The organism is Gilliamella apicola (assembly GCF_003202655.1).
Classification (GTDB): Bacteria; Pseudomonadota; Gammaproteobacteria; order Enterobacterales; family Orbaceae; genus Gilliamella; species Gilliamella apicola_R.
This window is the reverse complement of sequence record NZ_QGLR01000014.1, coordinates 265,922-283,189: the sequence shown is the minus strand read 5'-3', so window position 1 is coordinate 283,189 and position 17,268 is coordinate 265,922. Positions and strand designations below refer to the sequence as shown.

General features: G+C 37.7%; 13 protein-coding genes. 8 read left to right on the top strand and 5 right to left on the bottom strand.

Features of this window, described 5'->3' with window-relative positions:
* From DKK70_RS13705 to nusG, 3 genes are all read left to right on the top strand, one after another.
* Window positions 1-121: EF-Tu C-terminal domain-related protein (locus DKK70_RS13705; protein ID WP_219999817.1), on the top strand; the 121-nt coding region annotated here is incomplete at its 5' end.
* 134 nt (window positions 122-255) lie between these two features.
* Window positions 256-657 (top strand): preprotein translocase subunit SecE, encoded by a 402-nt coding sequence (secE, locus tag DKK70_RS13700; RefSeq protein WP_110434502.1) that lies wholly within the window; start codon window positions 256-258, stop codon window positions 655-657.
* A gap of 1 nt (window position 658) precedes the next feature.
* Window positions 659-1,204, top strand: coding sequence for a transcription termination/antitermination protein NusG (gene nusG, locus DKK70_RS13695; RefSeq protein ID WP_065563741.1), 546 nt, complete (start codon window positions 659-661; stop codon window positions 1,202-1,204).
* A gap of 82 nt (window positions 1,205-1,286) precedes the next feature.
* Here nusG and DKK70_RS13690 read toward each other — a convergent pair whose 3' ends face one another.
* Both DKK70_RS13690 and DKK70_RS13685 read right to left on the bottom strand, forming a co-directional pair.
* Window positions 1,287-3,209 carry an ABC transporter ATP-binding protein gene (locus tag DKK70_RS13690; RefSeq protein WP_110434501.1) on the bottom strand — a complete coding sequence of 641 codons (1,923 nt, stop codon included), beginning with the start codon at window positions 3,207-3,209 and terminating at the stop codon, window positions 1,287-1,289.
* A 230-nt stretch (window positions 3,210-3,439) separates the two neighbouring features.
* Window positions 3,440-5,443, bottom strand: coding sequence for an OPT family oligopeptide transporter (locus DKK70_RS13685; protein ID WP_110434500.1), 2,004 nt, complete (start codon window positions 5,441-5,443; stop codon window positions 3,440-3,442).
* A 228-nt stretch (window positions 5,444-5,671) separates the two neighbouring features.
* On the opposite strand from DKK70_RS13685, the gene mazG reads away from it, so the two are divergent.
* The 4 genes from mazG (at window position 5,672) to DKK70_RS13665 (ending at window position 8,234) form a co-directional block, all read left to right on the top strand.
* Window positions 5,672-6,469 (top strand): nucleoside triphosphate pyrophosphohydrolase, encoded by a 798-nt coding sequence (mazG, locus tag DKK70_RS13680; protein ID WP_219999816.1) that lies wholly within the window; start codon window positions 5,672-5,674, stop codon window positions 6,467-6,469.
* Entirely contained in the window at window positions 6,462-6,902 is a 441-nt protein-coding gene (locus DKK70_RS13675) for a hypothetical protein (protein WP_034883136.1), read from the top strand. The genes mazG and DKK70_RS13675 overlap by 8 nt, the downstream gene beginning before the upstream one ends.
* Before the next feature lie 89 nt (window positions 6,903-6,991).
* Window positions 6,992-7,684 carry a glutathione S-transferase family protein gene (locus DKK70_RS13670; protein ID WP_110434498.1) on the top strand — a complete coding sequence of 231 codons (693 nt, stop codon included), beginning with the start codon at window positions 6,992-6,994 and terminating at the stop codon, window positions 7,682-7,684.
* A gap of 235 nt (window positions 7,685-7,919) precedes the next feature.
* Entirely contained in the window at window positions 7,920-8,234 is a 315-nt protein-coding gene (locus DKK70_RS13665) for a hypothetical protein (RefSeq protein WP_110434497.1), read from the top strand.
* Window positions 8,235-8,363: 129 nt separating this feature from the next.
* Here the strand turns inward: DKK70_RS13665 and DKK70_RS13660 are convergent, their stop codons facing one another.
* Both DKK70_RS13660 and gltB read right to left on the bottom strand, forming a co-directional pair.
* Window positions 8,364-9,776 carry an FAD-dependent oxidoreductase gene (locus DKK70_RS13660; RefSeq protein ID WP_110434496.1) on the bottom strand — a complete coding sequence of 471 codons (1,413 nt, stop codon included), beginning with the start codon at window positions 9,774-9,776 and terminating at the stop codon, window positions 8,364-8,366.
* 14 nt (window positions 9,777-9,790) lie between these two features.
* Complete coding sequence (gene gltB, locus DKK70_RS13655) at window positions 9,791-14,248, bottom strand: glutamate synthase large subunit (RefSeq protein ID WP_110434495.1); 4,458 nt, start codon at window positions 14,246-14,248, stop codon at window positions 9,791-9,793.
* A gap of 394 nt (window positions 14,249-14,642) precedes the next feature.
* Between gltB and DKK70_RS13650 the strand changes: the two genes are divergently transcribed.
* Window positions 14,643-15,827 (top strand): NAD(P)/FAD-dependent oxidoreductase, encoded by a 1,185-nt coding sequence (locus DKK70_RS13650; protein WP_110434520.1) that lies wholly within the window; start codon window positions 14,643-14,645, stop codon window positions 15,825-15,827.
* On the opposite strand, the gene DKK70_RS13645 is transcribed toward DKK70_RS13650, so the two are convergent.
* Window positions 15,824-17,248, bottom strand: coding sequence for a sigma-54 interaction domain-containing protein (locus DKK70_RS13645; RefSeq protein ID WP_110434494.1), 1,425 nt, complete (start codon window positions 17,246-17,248; stop codon window positions 15,824-15,826). The two genes, DKK70_RS13650 and DKK70_RS13645, sit on opposite strands and share 4 nt — an antisense overlap.
* Between the last annotated feature and the right edge of the window lie 20 nt (window positions 17,249-17,268).

Sequence of the window (17,268 nt, the reverse complement as noted above, 5' to 3'; positions counted from 1 at the left end):
TAACATCAAAATGACAGTATCATTAATTCACCCAATCGCAATGGCAGACGGTTTACGTTTCGCTATCCGTGAAGGTGGTCGTACTGTTGGTGCTGGTGTTGTTGCTAAAGTTATCAAATAATTTAAGTAATTACGATCGAGAAAGGGTGTCGTTTGATGCCCTTTCTTATCTAGTCTGTTTAGCAAAATGTTTTTAACGAAAAGAGCATTTTGGAAAATGGATAATATTATAAATAACATAATCATAGGTTTTATATGCTAGTAAGTAACGAGAGTCAAGATACAAGCACAGTTCTAGACAAATTTAAATGGGTTTTGGTTCTAGTATTAATTGCGTTAATTGTTTGGGGAAATTCTTATTTCTCTACGCCTAATGATATCTATCAACCAAATACAATTGTTCGAATTATTGCGGTTGTTGTGATTTCGCTTTTAACCTTATTTATTGCATTTACAACCAATAAAGGAAAATCATTTATAACATTTTTACAAGAATCGCGAAAAGAGCTCAGAAAAGTGGTATGGCCAACGCGTAAAGAAGCGGTACAAACAACTTTATTAATCGCTGTTATTACCGTTATTGTTGGTACTGCGCTTTGGGGAATGGATTCTTTGTTCCGTTCAATCATCTTTTATTTAACATTAATAGGGCGTTAATATGAGTGAAACACAACAAAAACGCTGGTATGTGATCCAAGCTTATTCTGGCTATGAAGCACGTGTTGCACAATCATTACGTGAATATATTAAATTACATAATATGGAAGACTCTTTCGGTGAAGTTTTAGTACCAACCGAAGAAGTTGTTGAAATGAAAAGTGGTCAACGCCGTAAAAGCGAACGTAAATTTTTCCCAGGTTATGTTTTAGTTGAAATGATGATGAACGATGCGACTTGGCATCTCGTTAAAAGCGTTCCAAGAACTTTGGGATTTATTGGTGGAACTTCAGATAGACCAGCACCAATTAGCCAACGTGAAGTTGATGCTATCATGAATCGTTTACAGCAAGTTGGTGATAAACCTCGTCCGAAAACCTTATTTGAACCGGGCGAACTTGTGCGCGTTAATGAAGGTCCATTTGCCGACTTTAACGGTGTCGTCGAAGAAGTTGATTACGAAAAGAGCCGCTTGAAAGTATCTGTTTCTATTTTTGGTCGCTCTACGCCTGTTGAATTAGATTTTAGCCAAGTAGAAAAAAGTTAATCTATTTGTCATCTAATTAAAAAAATCACAGCTATATGCTGTGATTTTTTGTTTTAGGTGTTTAAATTTACTAAACTGATAGTTAATTAGCCTCGAACTCTTCCAATTGCTGTTGTAGCTCTAACCATTTTGATTCTGATTCATCTAATTCAGCCTTTAAATTACTTTGATTAAGTAATAATTGTGTTAATTCTGATTTTTTATCCGTTTCGTAAATTGATGAATCAGCTAATTGCTCTTCAATGACTTTTAACTGATCATTTAAATGAGCAATAGTTTGTTCTTCTTTATGTAACTGTTTTTTCAATGGTTGTATTTGTGCTCTGGCTTCTGCATCTTTTCGTTTCTGTTCTTTACGTTCTTGTGCAGAAACTTTAGGCAACACTTCTTTTTTTACTGGTTTATCTTTTTCTTGCGGTTGATTTTCAGCCTTTTGCTCATCGGTCAACCATTTATGATAGTCATCAAGATCACCATTAAAAGGTTCAACTTTATGGTTATGCACCAAGTAAAATTCATCTGTTGTTGACCGCAATAAATGTCTATCATGGGAAACCACAACTAAAGCACCTTCAAAATCAATCAACGCTTCAGTCAATGCTTGTCGCATGTCTAAATCTAAATGGTTTGTCGGCTCATCGAGTAATAGTAAATTTGGTTTTTGCCAAACAATTAGCGCTAAAACTAACCGAGCTTTTTCACCACCTGAAAAGGTTTTTACCGGTTCACTTACTTTATCACCATGAAAATCAAAACCACCCAAATAATTTCGAAGCTCTTGTTCGGTATTTTTAGGTTCAGCAAGTTGTTTTAAATGCCATAAAGCTGATTCATCAGCGCGTAAATATTCCAATTGATGTTGCGCAAAATAGCCTAATTGAACACCCTTAGCTAAACTAACATGACCGACCATCGGTGGTAATTCGCCGGCTAACAGTTTAATCAGTGTTGATTTACCTGCACCGTTACGACCTAACAGACCGATACGTGAGCCAGGTACTAAATTAAGTTTAATCTGCTCTAAGACAACTTTATCACCATACCCCGCAACGATATTTTCCATGGTTAATAATGGACTAGGTAAGAACTCTGGTCGTCGAAATTTAAAATGAAAAGGATTGTCAACATGAGCTGGCGCAATCAGTTCCATTCTTTCTAACATTTTTATTCGACTTTGAGCCTGTTTTGCTTTGGTTGCTTTAGCCCTAAAACGATCGATATAGCTTTGCAAATGAGCAACTTTAAGTTGCTGACTTTCATACATGGATTGTTGTTGTGCCAGTTTTGCCGAGCGCTGTGTCTCAAATGATGAATAGTTACCTGTGTATTCAAATAATTTCTTCTGTTCAATATGAATGATTTTATTAACTAATGGATCTAAGAAATCACGGTCATGAGAGATTAAAATAAGTGTACCTTGATAATTACTTAACCATCTTTCTAACCACATCACTGCGTCTAAATCAAGATGGTTAGTTGGTTCATCAAGAAGCAGTAAATCAGAACGACACATTAACGCTTGTGCTAGATTAAGTCGCATACGCCAACCACCAGAGTATGATTTAACCGGCAGCGTTAATTGTTCATTAGAAAAACCTAAACCATGCAATAATGTTGCCGCTCGGGAGCGGATAGTCCAAGCATCGATATTATCAAGTTTTTCATGGATAAGGGCGATTTGTTCACCGTTATTTTTTTCGTACGCGGTTTCTAAATCTTGTTCTAATTTGCGAAACTCACGATCGCCATCAATAACATATTCTACAGCTGGGGTATCTAATGCGGGGGTTTCTTGGTTTACCCAGGCTAATTGCCATTGAGAAGGGATAGAAACACTACCAGCATCTGTTTGAATTTCACCTTTGATTAATGAAAAAAGTGTGGATTTACCACAACCATTTTTACCGACTAATCCAACTTTTTGTTTAGGATTAATTGTTGCAGATGCGTTATCTAAAAGCAGATTAACACCCCTGCGAATTTGGATAGAATCAAATACTATCATAATATTGCCATCTATTATTCAAAAAACATGCTATGCTAACAAAAAAAGAACTTTATGCAAAACGTTTTGCAGGTGATTTATCCCCATTGTATTACTATCGAAAATTGATGATGGATTTATAACAATGAGGATAATGGAAAAATAAGATTAATTCTTCATTAATTTATTTAATAAAATCTTACTTAAATTTAATATAATAACTATCTATTCATATTAATATCACTTAAATTTTATTTTTTTATCGCCAACAATGCTCGGCGAATAAAAAGCCAACAGATAAAGATAAATACAAACAAACCTAAATATTGCGGTATATTTCCTAGGTTATTAAATATTGCTAGTGGCGCATCGCTGCCACCATTAGTTATACTGATTACGATGACTACTGCTAAGATAACTCCAATTAGACTTTCACCAACAATTAAGCCTGATGCAATTAAAGCGGCTTTGCGATCAACTTTTTTAAATTGTACTTTCGGATCGAGATTATTTCTTTTAGCGTCAGCATAAGTATAACGTTTAATAATCCAAGATAATAATGTACCGACAAAAATTGGTGTGGTGACACTTGGTGGTAGATAAATTCCTAATCCGACTGCGAGCGCTGGTAATCTAAATTTCGAGTGACGTTTAGCTAAAATTAAATCAGTGATGATAATTATGGCTCCTAATACTAAACCAATAAAAATCATTGTCCAATCAAGTTGGTGCGAAAAGATACCTCGGGCAATGGTTGTCATTAACGATGCTTGAGGCGCGGCTAAAACTTGCGTAAGATCCATATCACTACGAGGAATTGCACCAGTAAAGCCATAGGCATGGTATAACGTTTCTAAGATAGGTGCTATAACTAAAGCACCAACAAAACAACCAATTAATAAAGCAACTTGTTGTTTCCAAGGGGTTGCATTGACTAAGTGACCAGTTTTTAAATCTTGCAAATTATCATTGGAAATACATGCTATAGCTAACACCGTACTAGTGGTGAATAGGGCTAATGCGGTAGCAAAATTCGAGCCTTCGACTGTTGATAACATACCATTTACTTCACCTAGTCCTAATAAAATAAGTGAAACAACAATAACAGCAACTATTGCAATGCCAGACATCGGGCTTGCAGATGAGCCAACTAAACCAGCCATATATCCGCAAGCAGCAGCAACTAAAAATCCCATAATAAAAGAGAACAACACTGCACAAGCAACTAATGACCATGCTACACCACTTGATAAACCACTATCTGCTATGAATGAGTAAAAAGTTGCCACTAAAATGACTAACATTGCCGCCATAATTGAAAAGATCCATTTCGGAGACAGATCGCGTTCTGTGGTGGGTACGTCTTGTATAGATACATCTGAACGTAAGGTCTTAAAAGAAATTTTCAACCCTTCAATAACTGGTTTGATTAATGAAAATAGAGTCCAAACAGCTGAAATAGCAATTGTTCCAGCACCAATAAAACGGATATCACTGTCCCAAAATTGCATGGCAACTTGAGATAACGGTAAACTTGAATCATAACCAATGATGGCAGTTAAAATAGGTATACCAAATAGCCAAGCAATAACCATACCGATCAATATTGCAATACCTGAGATAATACCGATCAAATAACCGGCACTAAGTAACGCTAAAGAAAACCCCAAAGGAATTTGGAATATTGATTTGCCTGCTGTGAACCAATAAGCTGAACTTCCAGAAAGTAATTTAAACCCATTAGTAAATAAACTGACTATAGAGGCAATTACGCCGCCAAATAAAATATCTTTTAGTCCATCATTAGCATCACTACCTTCAGTCTTTGATCCGGCTTTTAATATTTCAGCCGCAGCAACCCCCTCAGGATAAGGTAAATTACTTTTTACTACCATGACATGTCGAAGCGGTATAGAAAATAACACACCTAACATACCGCCAGCCAAACATACCGCAAAGGTTAACCAAAATGGGAAATCATGCCAATACCCCATCATTAATAAACCGGGTATAACAAAAATAATTGAAGATAAAGTTCCTGCTGCTGAAGCCTGTGTTTGTACCATATTATTTTCTAAAATGGTTGAATCCGGGAAAAGGCGTAAAATCGCCATAGAAATGACTGCTGCAGGAATAGCAGATGAAAAAGTTAAGCCGACTTTTAAGCCAAGATAAACATTTGATGCGGTAAAAATAATTGTTATTAGTGCACCAAGAATAATCCCTCTAAATGTAAGTTCTCGTAGTTTACTCATGTTTTTAATGTAATTCCAGTTGAAGTTAAGCGTATTATATACTTAATTAGATTATTTTGCGTGTAAAACTGCGAAGTGATGTTGTTTTTTGGTATTTGATGGTTGTTTTTAAATGAAAATATTTTTTAATATATTTTGAATGTTTACTATTTAGTTCTTAAAGAATTACCATTTCTTTTTGAAACCATTACAATGTTAGTTAATGATTATTACTTTGTGAGAGATATTGTGAACCAATTAGAACGTCTACAAGCGATTACTAAACAATTACGCAATCCTATTAAAGGTTGCGAATGGGACAGTAAGCAAACTTTTGACTCGTTAAAATCCTATACTTTAGAAGAAACTTATGAAGTTTTAGATGCTATCGAAAAAAAAGATATGGTTGAACTTAAAAGTGAATTGGGCGACTTACTGTTTCAGATTGTTTTTTATGCGGATTTAGCAAGTGAACAAGGTTTTTTTAATTTTGATGATATTTGTCGAACTGTTGCTGATAAGCTGGTCAGTCGTCATCCGCATGTTTTTTCCAATAATACGACTATTAAACCGAATTGGGAGCAACTTAAACAACAAGAACGCGATAAGCGAGCACAATATTCGCTATTAGATGATATCCCGACCGCAATCCCTGCATTAATGAAGGCGGAAAAAATTCAAAAACGTTGTGCATCTGTTGGTTTTGATTGGAATGAACTACAACCGGTTATTGCTAAGGTTAAAGAAGAAATCAATGAAGTTGAACAAGAATTAGCACAATCAACTATTGATCAATCAAAAGTTGAAGAAGAAATGGGAGACTTGTTGTTTGCTACCGTCAATTTAGCAAGACATCTAAAAGTTAAATCGGAGTTATGCTTACAAAATGCTAATAACAAGTTTATTAGGCGTTTTAAACAAGTTGAATCATTGCTAAAACAAAAAAATCACAATTTAGTTGATGCAACACTTGAAGAAATGGAAGATGCATGGCAAATTGTCAAACAAACTGAAAAAATACCTAGCGAAGTAAAACAAAATGACTGAACAAAAAAATGAATTGTATCAAGAGATCGAAGCATGGGCACAAAATGCTATTTTACATAGCCCAACTTGGAGTATTAATCAACTCGATTATTCTGAAAAAAGTATTACTGTTGTTGAGATGATTATTGGCGAAATGGCGGATAAAAGCTTTGGTCTGCCAGAAGAACAACTGAATATGATATCGCAAGAATATGGCTGTTATCTGTTACTAACTGCACATAAATTATATGGTGGTCAGTTTTATTGGAACCAAGAACTAGAACAACCTATGTTAATTTGCTGTGAACCTGATTCAACCATAGCATTATTCACGTGGAATAAAGTTAAAGGTCGTTTATTAGGTGATAAAGCGGATCATATTGCTTATTTTCTAGATGAATTTGGCAAAGCGGTTTTCCAACCAGAAAAAGGTACCAATTTAGTTTATCTATAAATTACATTTGTAATAAATATGATTGAAAAAAGTTGGTAAGCAGATAAGTTTTCCGACTTTAATAAATTCTGTTAAAAGGAATTTTAAATATGAAATATACACTTTATATTGGTAATAAAAACTACTCAACATGGTCGATGCGTCCTTGGGTTGTGATGAAATATTTTGATATTCCTTTTAACGAAAAGCTGGTTAAATTTGATAGTTTTGCTGATGATTCTTTGTTCAAAAAGACTATGCTCGCTGTTTCAAAATATGGCACGGTACCTATTCTAATTGACGGTGATTTAGTGATCAGTGACTCTTTAGCTATTTGTGAATATTTAGCTGAAAAGCATGGCGACTTAGCTTTATGGCCGGCTGATCCCAAGAAAAGGGCAATCGCTCGCAGTTTAGTGGCTAAAATGCATTCTGGATTTCAGGCTATTCGAACTTATTTGCCGATGAATATTGAAGCCGAGTTTCCACAAGTAGGGCAAATAATATTACGAGACCATTTAGAGGTAAAAAAAGAAATCATGTTTTTAGATGATTTATTATCCTCGTCGTTAGCCTCGAAAAAATCAAGTTGTGACTATTTGTTTGGTAATTTTAGCATAGCCGATGCCTTTTATGCTCCTTTGTGCCTAAGATTAAAAAATTATCATATAGCAACAAGTTCAAGTGTTAGCAACTATATTGATATTATCTGTAATACTAAAGGCATTAAAGATTGGATCAATGAAGCATTACAAGAAAGATCTTTTGTCGCGATGGATGAACCTTATCGTTTACAAAGATAAGTAATGATAGGTAGAGATAACATAAAAATACCATCCCATTCAACACATACGCTATAAACATTATCGAGGATGAGGTTGACGGGTTAACTTCTTTTTTATCCAGTCATCAACTAAAGAACAATGGTTTGAGATTTACTATTATGGCGAATTAGAAAATGGCTACATTGCCGGTGTAGAACCAACTTTCGCCAATATTAAGATTGTAGCAAAATCCATTAATAGTGAAGAAGAAATATTGTTATTTGATGAAACGGTGCATGGCTATAACGCAATGTTTTGTGACAATCACTCTGATGGAGAAAAAAACAATCGGTCACTTGAAAAACTTAAAGTGACTGCGTCAAAAATAAAATTAACATTCGGTTATAGTATTGACTATGATTCTGAAAAAGAACTTTATGACTTAGATGAAAAAGGTCAGGTAATATTGGTTGATGGGCGAAAAATAGCTTGGCAACAGCTACTATATGACGGTTTTGACTGGTTATCGATTGAATTGATTGACGTAAATGGCAACGAACAACTCATAATAGATGCCGAGCTAGCCTAACGGTTATAGCTATTTTGTGGTGGAAATTGCGCTATTTTACTAAGTTACTCTCACTCAAATAAACTGATTTATCATTAACAAACCCGTTTGCTTAAAACGGGTTTGTTATTTTAATAATGATATTAGCAATTATGCTTCTAAGTAATCTAAAATACCTTCAGCAGCTTTGCGTCCTTCACTAATTGCGGTGACGACTAAATCAGAACCACGCACAGCATCTCCGCCAGCAAAGATTTTGGCATTCGAGGTTTGATAACCTTTGCTTTCAGGGGCAATTATCCGTCCTCTATCGTCAAAATCAACCCCATGTTCAGCTAACCACGGCATCGCATGCGGTTTAAAGCCAAATGCCATTACCACCGCATCTGCCGGTAACACAAATTCTGAGCCTTCAATAATCACTGGTGAGCGACGACCTTTCGCATCGGGTTCGCCAAGCTCTGTTCTTACCATTTTTACGCCAGTAACATGCCCAACATTGTTAATTTCAATACTCAGTGGTTGTACATTAAATTGGAACTGTGCGCCTTCTTCTTTGGCGTTTTTAACTTCACGTTTAGAACCAGGCATATTGGCTTCATCACGGCGATATGCACACGTCACTTCAGTAGCACCTTGACGGATAGATGTTCTTACGCAGTCCATGGCAGTATCACCACCGCCTAATACCACGACACGTTTATTTTTCATATCTACATAAGGCGCATCGTCAGTTTGTTGGTGCTGCATAATATGTTTCGTATTAGCAATTAAAAATGGTAATGCATCATAGACACCATCAGCATCTTCATTTTCAAGCCCGGCACGCATTGATTGATAAGTACCAGCCCCAACAAAAACGGCAGCAAACTCAGCAAGAAGATCGGCTAATTGTACTGTTTTACCCACTTCAGTATTAAGGCGGAACTCGACGCCCATTTCGCTAAAGACATGTCTACGATGAACTAAGACCTCTTTATCTAATTTGAAGGCTGGAATACCGAATGTTAATAAACCACCAATTTCAGGATGGCGATCAAAAACGACAGGGGTGACACCATTACGTACTAAAACATCAGCACAAGCCAAGCCGGCCGGGCCAGCGCCAATTATTGCGACTCTCAACCCGGTTTTTTCCACGTTAGAGAGATTTGGTCTCCATCCCATTTTAAAGGCTTCATCGGTAATATAACGCTCAATACTACCAATAGTTACCGCACCAAATTCAGCATTCAAAGTACAAGAACCTTCACAAAGACGATCTTGTGGACAAACTCGACCACACACCTCTGGTAAACTATTGGTTTGGTGAGATAGCTCAACCGCTTCTAAAATTTTGCCTTCATTGATTAATTTTAACCAATTTGGAATATAGTTATGTACCGGACAGCGCCATTCACAATAAGGGTTGCCACAAGCAAGGCAACGATCTGCCTGAGCTTGTGATTGTGAGGCGGAAAATCCCTCATAAATTTCAACAAATTCAATTTTACGAACGTTTAGCGATTTTTTAGGCGGATCAACACGTTGTAAATCGATAAACTGATAAACATTCTGACTCATATCGTGTTCTCCCCTTACTGTGCTTGCACGCGAAGCTCTGCTGATGAGCGGCTACGGTGACCTAACAATGCTTTAACATCACTAGACTTTGGTTTAACTAAGACAAATTGTTTGGCAAAGCCTTCCCAGTTAGCTAATATCTCTTCAGCCCAAGATGAGTGAGTTAACTGAGCGTGTTCCATGATTAAACCTCGTAAGTGCTCTTCATGGATCGAGTAGTCAGCCACATTTAACATTTCGACCAACTCTTTATTAATACGCTTATGTAAATCGCCATCGGTATCCAAAATATAAGCAAAACCACCGGTCATACCAGCACCGAAGTTAACGCCGGTTTTACCTAACACACAGACAATACCGCCAGTCATATATTCACAGCCATTATCACCAATGCCTTCAACCACGCTAATGGCACCTGAGTTACGCACGGCAAAACGTTCGCCAGCTCGGCCAGCAGCAAATAATTTACCACCTGTTGCGCCGTATAAACAGGTATTACCGGCAATGGTCGCTTCGTGACTTAAAAATGCCGAGCCTTGCGGTGGACGAATCACAATGCGACCACCAGCCATGCCTTTACCAACATAGTCGTTGGCATCGCCAGTAAGCGTTAAATCAACACCGCCTGCATTCCATACACCAAAGCTTTGACCTGCGGTACCATTGAAATTCAATGAAATAGGTGAGGTAACTAAGCCTTGATCACCATATTTTTTAGCTATATAACCAGATAAGGTAGTACCAACAGAGCGATCAGTATTTTGAATATCAAAGTAGAAACTTTTACTTTGACGATTATCCACCGCGTCTTGCGCTTGAGTGATGATCTCTTTATTAAGCACGCCTTTATCAAATGGCTTGTTATCTTCAATACAGTGCACAGGTTTTCCTTCAACCGGCGATGCGGTTTTAAGCAAGCCAGATAAATCCAGTTTTTGCTGTTTTGCGGTAATACCATCAAGTTCAATAAGCAGATCGGTACGACCGATTAAATCAACAATTCGGCAAACGCCAAGTTCTGCCATAACTTCTCGCGTATTACGAGCAAGAAAACGGAAGTAGTTCATGGCTTTTTCTGGTAGACCATGATAATGCTCACTACGCAGTTTCTCATCTTGAGTAGCAACACCGGTCGCACAGTTATTCAGGTGACAAATACGTAAGTATTTACAACCTAGGGCAACCATTGGCCCGGTACCAAAGCCAAAGCTTTCAGCACCTAAAATTGCAGCTTTCACAATATCGGCACCGGTTTTTAAGCCACCATCTACTTGCAAACGTATTTTATGGCGTAAACCATTAGCGACCAATGATTGTTGGGTCTCAACCAGACCAAGTTCCCAAGGAGAGCCGGCATATTTAACCGATGTTAACGGGCTGGCACCGGTACCGCCGTCATAACCTGAAATGGTGATTAAATCGGCATAGGCTTTAGCTACGCCAGTTGCAATAGTACCGACTCCCGGTTCGGACACTAACTTAACTGAGATCATCGCCGTTGGATTAATCTGTTTCAGGTCAAAAATCAATTGTGCTAAGTCTTCAATTGAATAAATATCATGATGCGGTGGTGGTGAAATTAATGTCACACCCGGTACAGAAAAACGTAATTTTGCAATATAAGGTGTTACTTTATCACCTGGTAATTGACCACCTTCACCCGGTTTTGCACCTTGGGCAACTTTGATTTGAATCACGTCAGCACTCATTAAGTAACCCGGTGTTACACCAAATCGGCCGGAAGCCACTTGTTTAATACGTGATACTTTGATGGTGTTATAACGGGCAGGATCCTCACCGCCTTCACCAGAGTTAGAAAAACCACCTAAGGTATTCATGGCTTCAGCTAATGATTCATGCGCTTCTGGACTTAATGCACCAATTGACATAGCGGCGGAGTCAAAACGTTTAAATAATGACTCTTCTGGTTCAACTTCATCAAGTGCAATAGCGGCATTTTCAGGTGGATTGAGTTTTAATAAGTCTCGCAAGGTCGTAGGAGGTCGATTATTTACAATATCCACATAACGCTGATAATCTGCATAATTACCGTCATTAACTGCTTTTTGTAGCGATTGTACAACATCTGGATTATAAGCGTGATATTCGCCACCATAAACAAATTTGAGTAAGCCACCTTGTTCGATTGGTTTACGACGCAGCCACGCTTTTTTAGATAAATTAAATTGATCTTGGGCAAAATCATCAAAGTTGGCACCACTAATGCGGCTAGTTACTCCTTGGAAGCAAAGTTCAACCACCTCTTCATTTAGACCAACTGCCTCAAATAGTTTAGCACAGCGATAAGAAGCGATGGTCGAAATTCCCATTTTTGACATAATTTTATATAAGCCTTTATTAATACCATTGCGATAATTAATAATCGCGTCACGGTAAGACTTATTTATAGTGCGATTATCCACCATTTGCGCTAACGTTTCATAGGCTAAGTATGGATAGATTGCCGTCGCTCCAAAGCCTAATAGGACGGCAAACTGATGCGGATCGCGACAGCTTGCGGTTTCAACAATGATGTTGGCATCACAGCGTAAACTTTTTTCAACTAAACGTTGTTGTACCGCACCAACAGCCATAGGTGCCGGAATTGGCAGGCGATCAGGTGCAATATTTCTATCGGATAAAATGAGTAATACCGTTCCCTCACGAACTTTCGCTTCGGCATCACCACATAATTGTTCAATTGCATCACGTAAACTACCGTCAATCTCATAAGTGATATCCAGTGTTTCTGATTTGTAGTAACGAGATTCTAAGGTTGTTAACTGTTTAAAATCCGAATGAACTAACACCGGATATTTAAAGGCAACCCGATGCGCTTGACCTTCAGCTTCGGCAAACACATTCATTTCACGACCAATGCTGGTTGAAAGCGACATGACGTGCGCTTCACGCAATGGATCGATAGGTGGATTAGTTACTTGAGCAAATTTTTGTCGGAAGTAATCATAAATTAAGCGCGGACGGCTTGATAGTACGGCAAACGGTGTATCATCACCCATTGAGCCGGTGGCTTCTTGGCCGTTTTCCCCCAAAACTCGAATGCATTGGTCGAGCTCTTCGGCACTATAACCAAATTGTTTTTGGTAAGTAGCGAGTAAAGTGTCGTCATAATCACGAGAGCCGATATCATCATCTGGTAGATCTTCAAATGGGATGAGACGTTTTACATTTTTAGCCATCCACTCTTTGTATGGATGACGTTTTTGGAGATCATTGTCAGTTTCTGAAGATTGTAAAATGCGACCTTCTTCAGTATCAATGACTAGTAACTCACCCGGACCAACTCGTCCTTTGGTGACGACTTCATCGGGTTGATAGTCCCAAATACCGATTTCTGAGGCACAAGTGATAAGTTTATCTGTGGTAATCACATAACGAGCAGGACGTAAACCATTACGGTCTAAGTTACAGGCAGCGTAACGACCATCTGACATAACAATACCGGCCGGTCCGTCCCACGGTTCCATATGCATGGAGTTAAAATCAAAGAAAGCTCGTAAATCCTCATTCATATCTGGATTGTTTTGCCATGCTGGTGGTACTAGTAAACGCATCGCACGGACAATATCCATACCACCGACTAAAAATAGTTCCAGCATATTATCTAGCGAGCTTGAATCAGAACCGGTGACATTGACAAACGGCGCGGCATCTTGCAGATCTGGAATCAATGGTGTTTTAAATTTGTAAGATCGCGCTTTTGCCCATTGGCGATTGCCCTCAATGGTATTAATTTCACCATTATGGGCTAAATGTCTAAATGGTTGCGCCAGTGGCCAACGCGGTACGGTATTGGTTGAAAAACGTTGATGGAATAAACAGATTGCGGTTTCCATCCGAATATCAGCCAAATCTAAATAGAATCGAGGTAAATCCTTCGGCATACATAAACCTTTATAGATATTAACCTGATTTGAAAAACTACAGACATAAAACGTATCATCTTGCACACGTTTTTCTATACGTCGGCGCACCATATATAGACGGCGTTCTAAATCGATTTTGGTCCAACCCGCCGGGGCATTGACAAATACTTGTTCAATTCTTGGTAGTGATGAGAGGGCGATTTCACCCAGAACACTTTTATCGATTGGCACTTCACGCCAACCTAATACATATAAGGTTTCTTCCGCTAGCTCTTCTTCAACAATTTCACGACTAGCTTGCGCTTCGGCTTCATCTTGACTTAAAAATAGCATGCCAACGGCATAATTAGCGGCTAAACGCCAACCTGCGTCCTCGGCGACTAGTCGAAAAAATCGGTCTGGTTTTTGTAATAAAAGACCACAGCCATCACCGGTTTTACCATCCGATAATATGGCGCCACGGTGTTGCATGCGAGCAAGTCCGTGAATTGCAGTACGCACTACTTTATGACTTGGTTGCCCTTCAATATGAGCAATTAAACCAAATCCGCAGTTATCTTTTTCATGCTGCTGGTTGTATAACATATCATTGCCTCTAATTCATTGTTATTCTTTTTTGAGAAGATATAGGCATTAATCCCATAATAGGTGTGAAGGTAATTAAAAATAGGTTTTTGGTCAAATAAATATTACTTATAAGTCAATATTTTAATCACGTAACCCATATATATTAATGAAGCTTATATCTTATATTAACCAATTGTTTTTATTAGTTTTAAATTTTATTTAAAATTAAGGTTATTTAATTTTAAAAATTTTTCATAATAAGAATTAATATCTGATTAAAAAAAGTTGCGCAATGAGGTTTTTGAGCCTAAAAATTGACGATTTTTACACATTTTTCAAAAATAGCGGTATTAGAATCGCCACTGTTATATTGTTATAATAAGCTATCTTTATTATGGGTAATAGATTAAATATGCAAACTAAAATTACAATTATCGGTGCTGGTGCTGCGGGGCTTTTTTGTGCCGGATTATTAGGGCAAAAAGGTTATGATGTGACTGTCATTGATAACGGTAAAAAATTGGGTCGCAAAATTTTAATGTCTGGCGGTGGTAAATGTAATTTTACTAACCTAAATGTTGAAGCTACCCATTATATTTCTCAAAATCGCCATTTTTGCAAGTCAGCGTTAAAGCGCTTTACTCAATGGGATTTTATTCAGCTAGTTAATCAATATCATATTGGCTACCATGAAAAAGATCATGGTCAGTTGTTTTGTGATAATTCAGCGCAAGATATTGTCGATATGCTTAGCCAAGAGTGTCAAAAAGGGCAAGTTAACTTTATGTTACAAACACAACTTGAGGATGTAGTATTAGCGGAGCAGGGTTTTAAATTACACACTTCCAAAGGCTACTTGCAAACGGATCACTTAATTGTTGCAACCGGTGGGCAATCTATGCCCGCACTCGGTATGACAGCAATTGGCTATAAAATTGCTGAAAAATTTGCTATTCCAGTTGTCCCTGTAAAAGCCGGATTGGTGCCATTTACCTTACATAAACCATTGTTAACAGTATTATCTTCGTTATCAGGAATCGCCCTACCAGTTGAAGTATCTAATAAACGTATCAGTTTTAAAGAAAACCTACTATTTACTCATCGAGGATTATCTGGGCCAGCCATTTTACAAATCTCCAGTTATTGGCAAGCAGGTGAAGCCATTACGATCAATTTATTGCCTGACTTTAACTTTGAGGATGATTTTAAACCTCTGTTAGATAATAATCGCAATCAAAGTCTTAAAAATTGTTTAGCGCAGATATTACCTAAACGGTTAATTGAAGCGTTAATGCAACTAAATTTGATCGTTGATACAACGGTTAAACAGTTAACGCCTACTGAGCAACAAGCACTGTATCAGACCTTAACAGCATGGAGCATGACACCAAATGGAACTGAAGGTTATCGTACGGCAGAGGTCACCTTAGGTGGGGTAAGTTGTGATGCATTATCCTCAAAGACGATGGCGGTAAAAAATCAGCCTAATCTCTACTTTATTGGTGAAGTTGTAGATGTGGCCGGTTGGCTTGGTGGTTATAATTTCCAATGGGCTTGGAGCAGTGCATTTGCCTGCGCCCAAGCTTTTGGTGATTAACTATCAATTACTCCCATTTGTATATTATATTTCTTCACTTTATATTGTAATGTGGTGCGCGAAACATTAAGTAATTTTGCCGCTGTAATAATTTTACCGTTGGCTTGATTTAATGCATCAACAATAAGTTGCTTTTCATAGTTTTCAACTTGTTCGGTTAGATTGCCGGTTATCTCTTTAATATTTGGCTTTTCGAGCTTAGCTTCTTCTTGTGGAGAAGGGCTTGGAAGGTCAAATAACTCGTCATCAAGAACAATTTGTTGCAATTCTCCCGGCTCATTTTGTAAAACCATACTACGGACGATAGCATTCTCTAGCATCCGTACATTCCCCGGCCAAGGTGCTGACATAAGTTGTTGTAAAGCATGTTCACTAATTCCGGTGATCACTAGGTTGACATCTGTTTTATGTTTATCGATAAAGTATCGTGCCAGTACCGGGATATCTTCTTGCCTTTCTCGGAGGGCAGGTAGTTTGATTAAACCAACATTTAATCGATAAAATAGGTCACTGCGCATTTTACCGGATTTTAGCAATTCGGCCGGTGATTCATTCATCGCCGCCACAATTCGCACATCGGCATGTTGCTCTTTATTACCGCCTAATGGCCAATAAGTTTTTTCTTGTAAGAAGCGCAATAGTTTACTCTGCATTTCAAGTGGCATTGTATTAAGTTCATCAAGAAATAAAGTTCCACCATTAGCCAGTTCAAGATAACCTTGACGATTTTCAGCACCGGTAAAGGCCCCTTTAACTGTCCCAAATAAGGTACTTTCAATCAAGGTAGTTGGTAAAGCACTACAGTTAAGTGAAATAAATGCTTTATCGCGGCGATGGCTGGTTTGATGAATTAATCTGGCAAATAGCTCTTTACCCGTACCAGTTTCACCAACAATTAATACCGGTACATCATTGCTGCCTAGAATATTGGTCTGATCGATAACTTCTTGCATTTTTTTCGAAGCAAAAATGATTTCCGGTAGTGGTTGCTCTTTATTCTGATATAATTTTCTATTCAGGCGAAAAACCTGATCTTGCAGTTGTCTTACATTTGATAAATTACGACCTATTTCAACAGCGCCGATGATCGCTTTTTCATGATTATAAAGCGGTACCGTTGTATGTTGATAATCGACTAATTTACCCACATGATTAAAGTAAGTTTGATAAGTATCTTGATACTCCTTACCATGTAAAGCTTGTAGCATAGTACTATCTTCTTTTTTCAAATTAGGGTAAACTTTAAGCATTGGTTTACCGATGGCTTGCTCCATTGAATAACCATCAAGTTCTGCGCTTTCCTGATTGTAGTAAATATATTTACCTTCTTTATCAATAATAGCCATAGGCTGATGTATTAAATCAAAAAAATGTTTAAATATTTCCAATGCTTGTAGTAATTCAGGATCAATTTTCATGATACTAAAACCTTTTAATAATC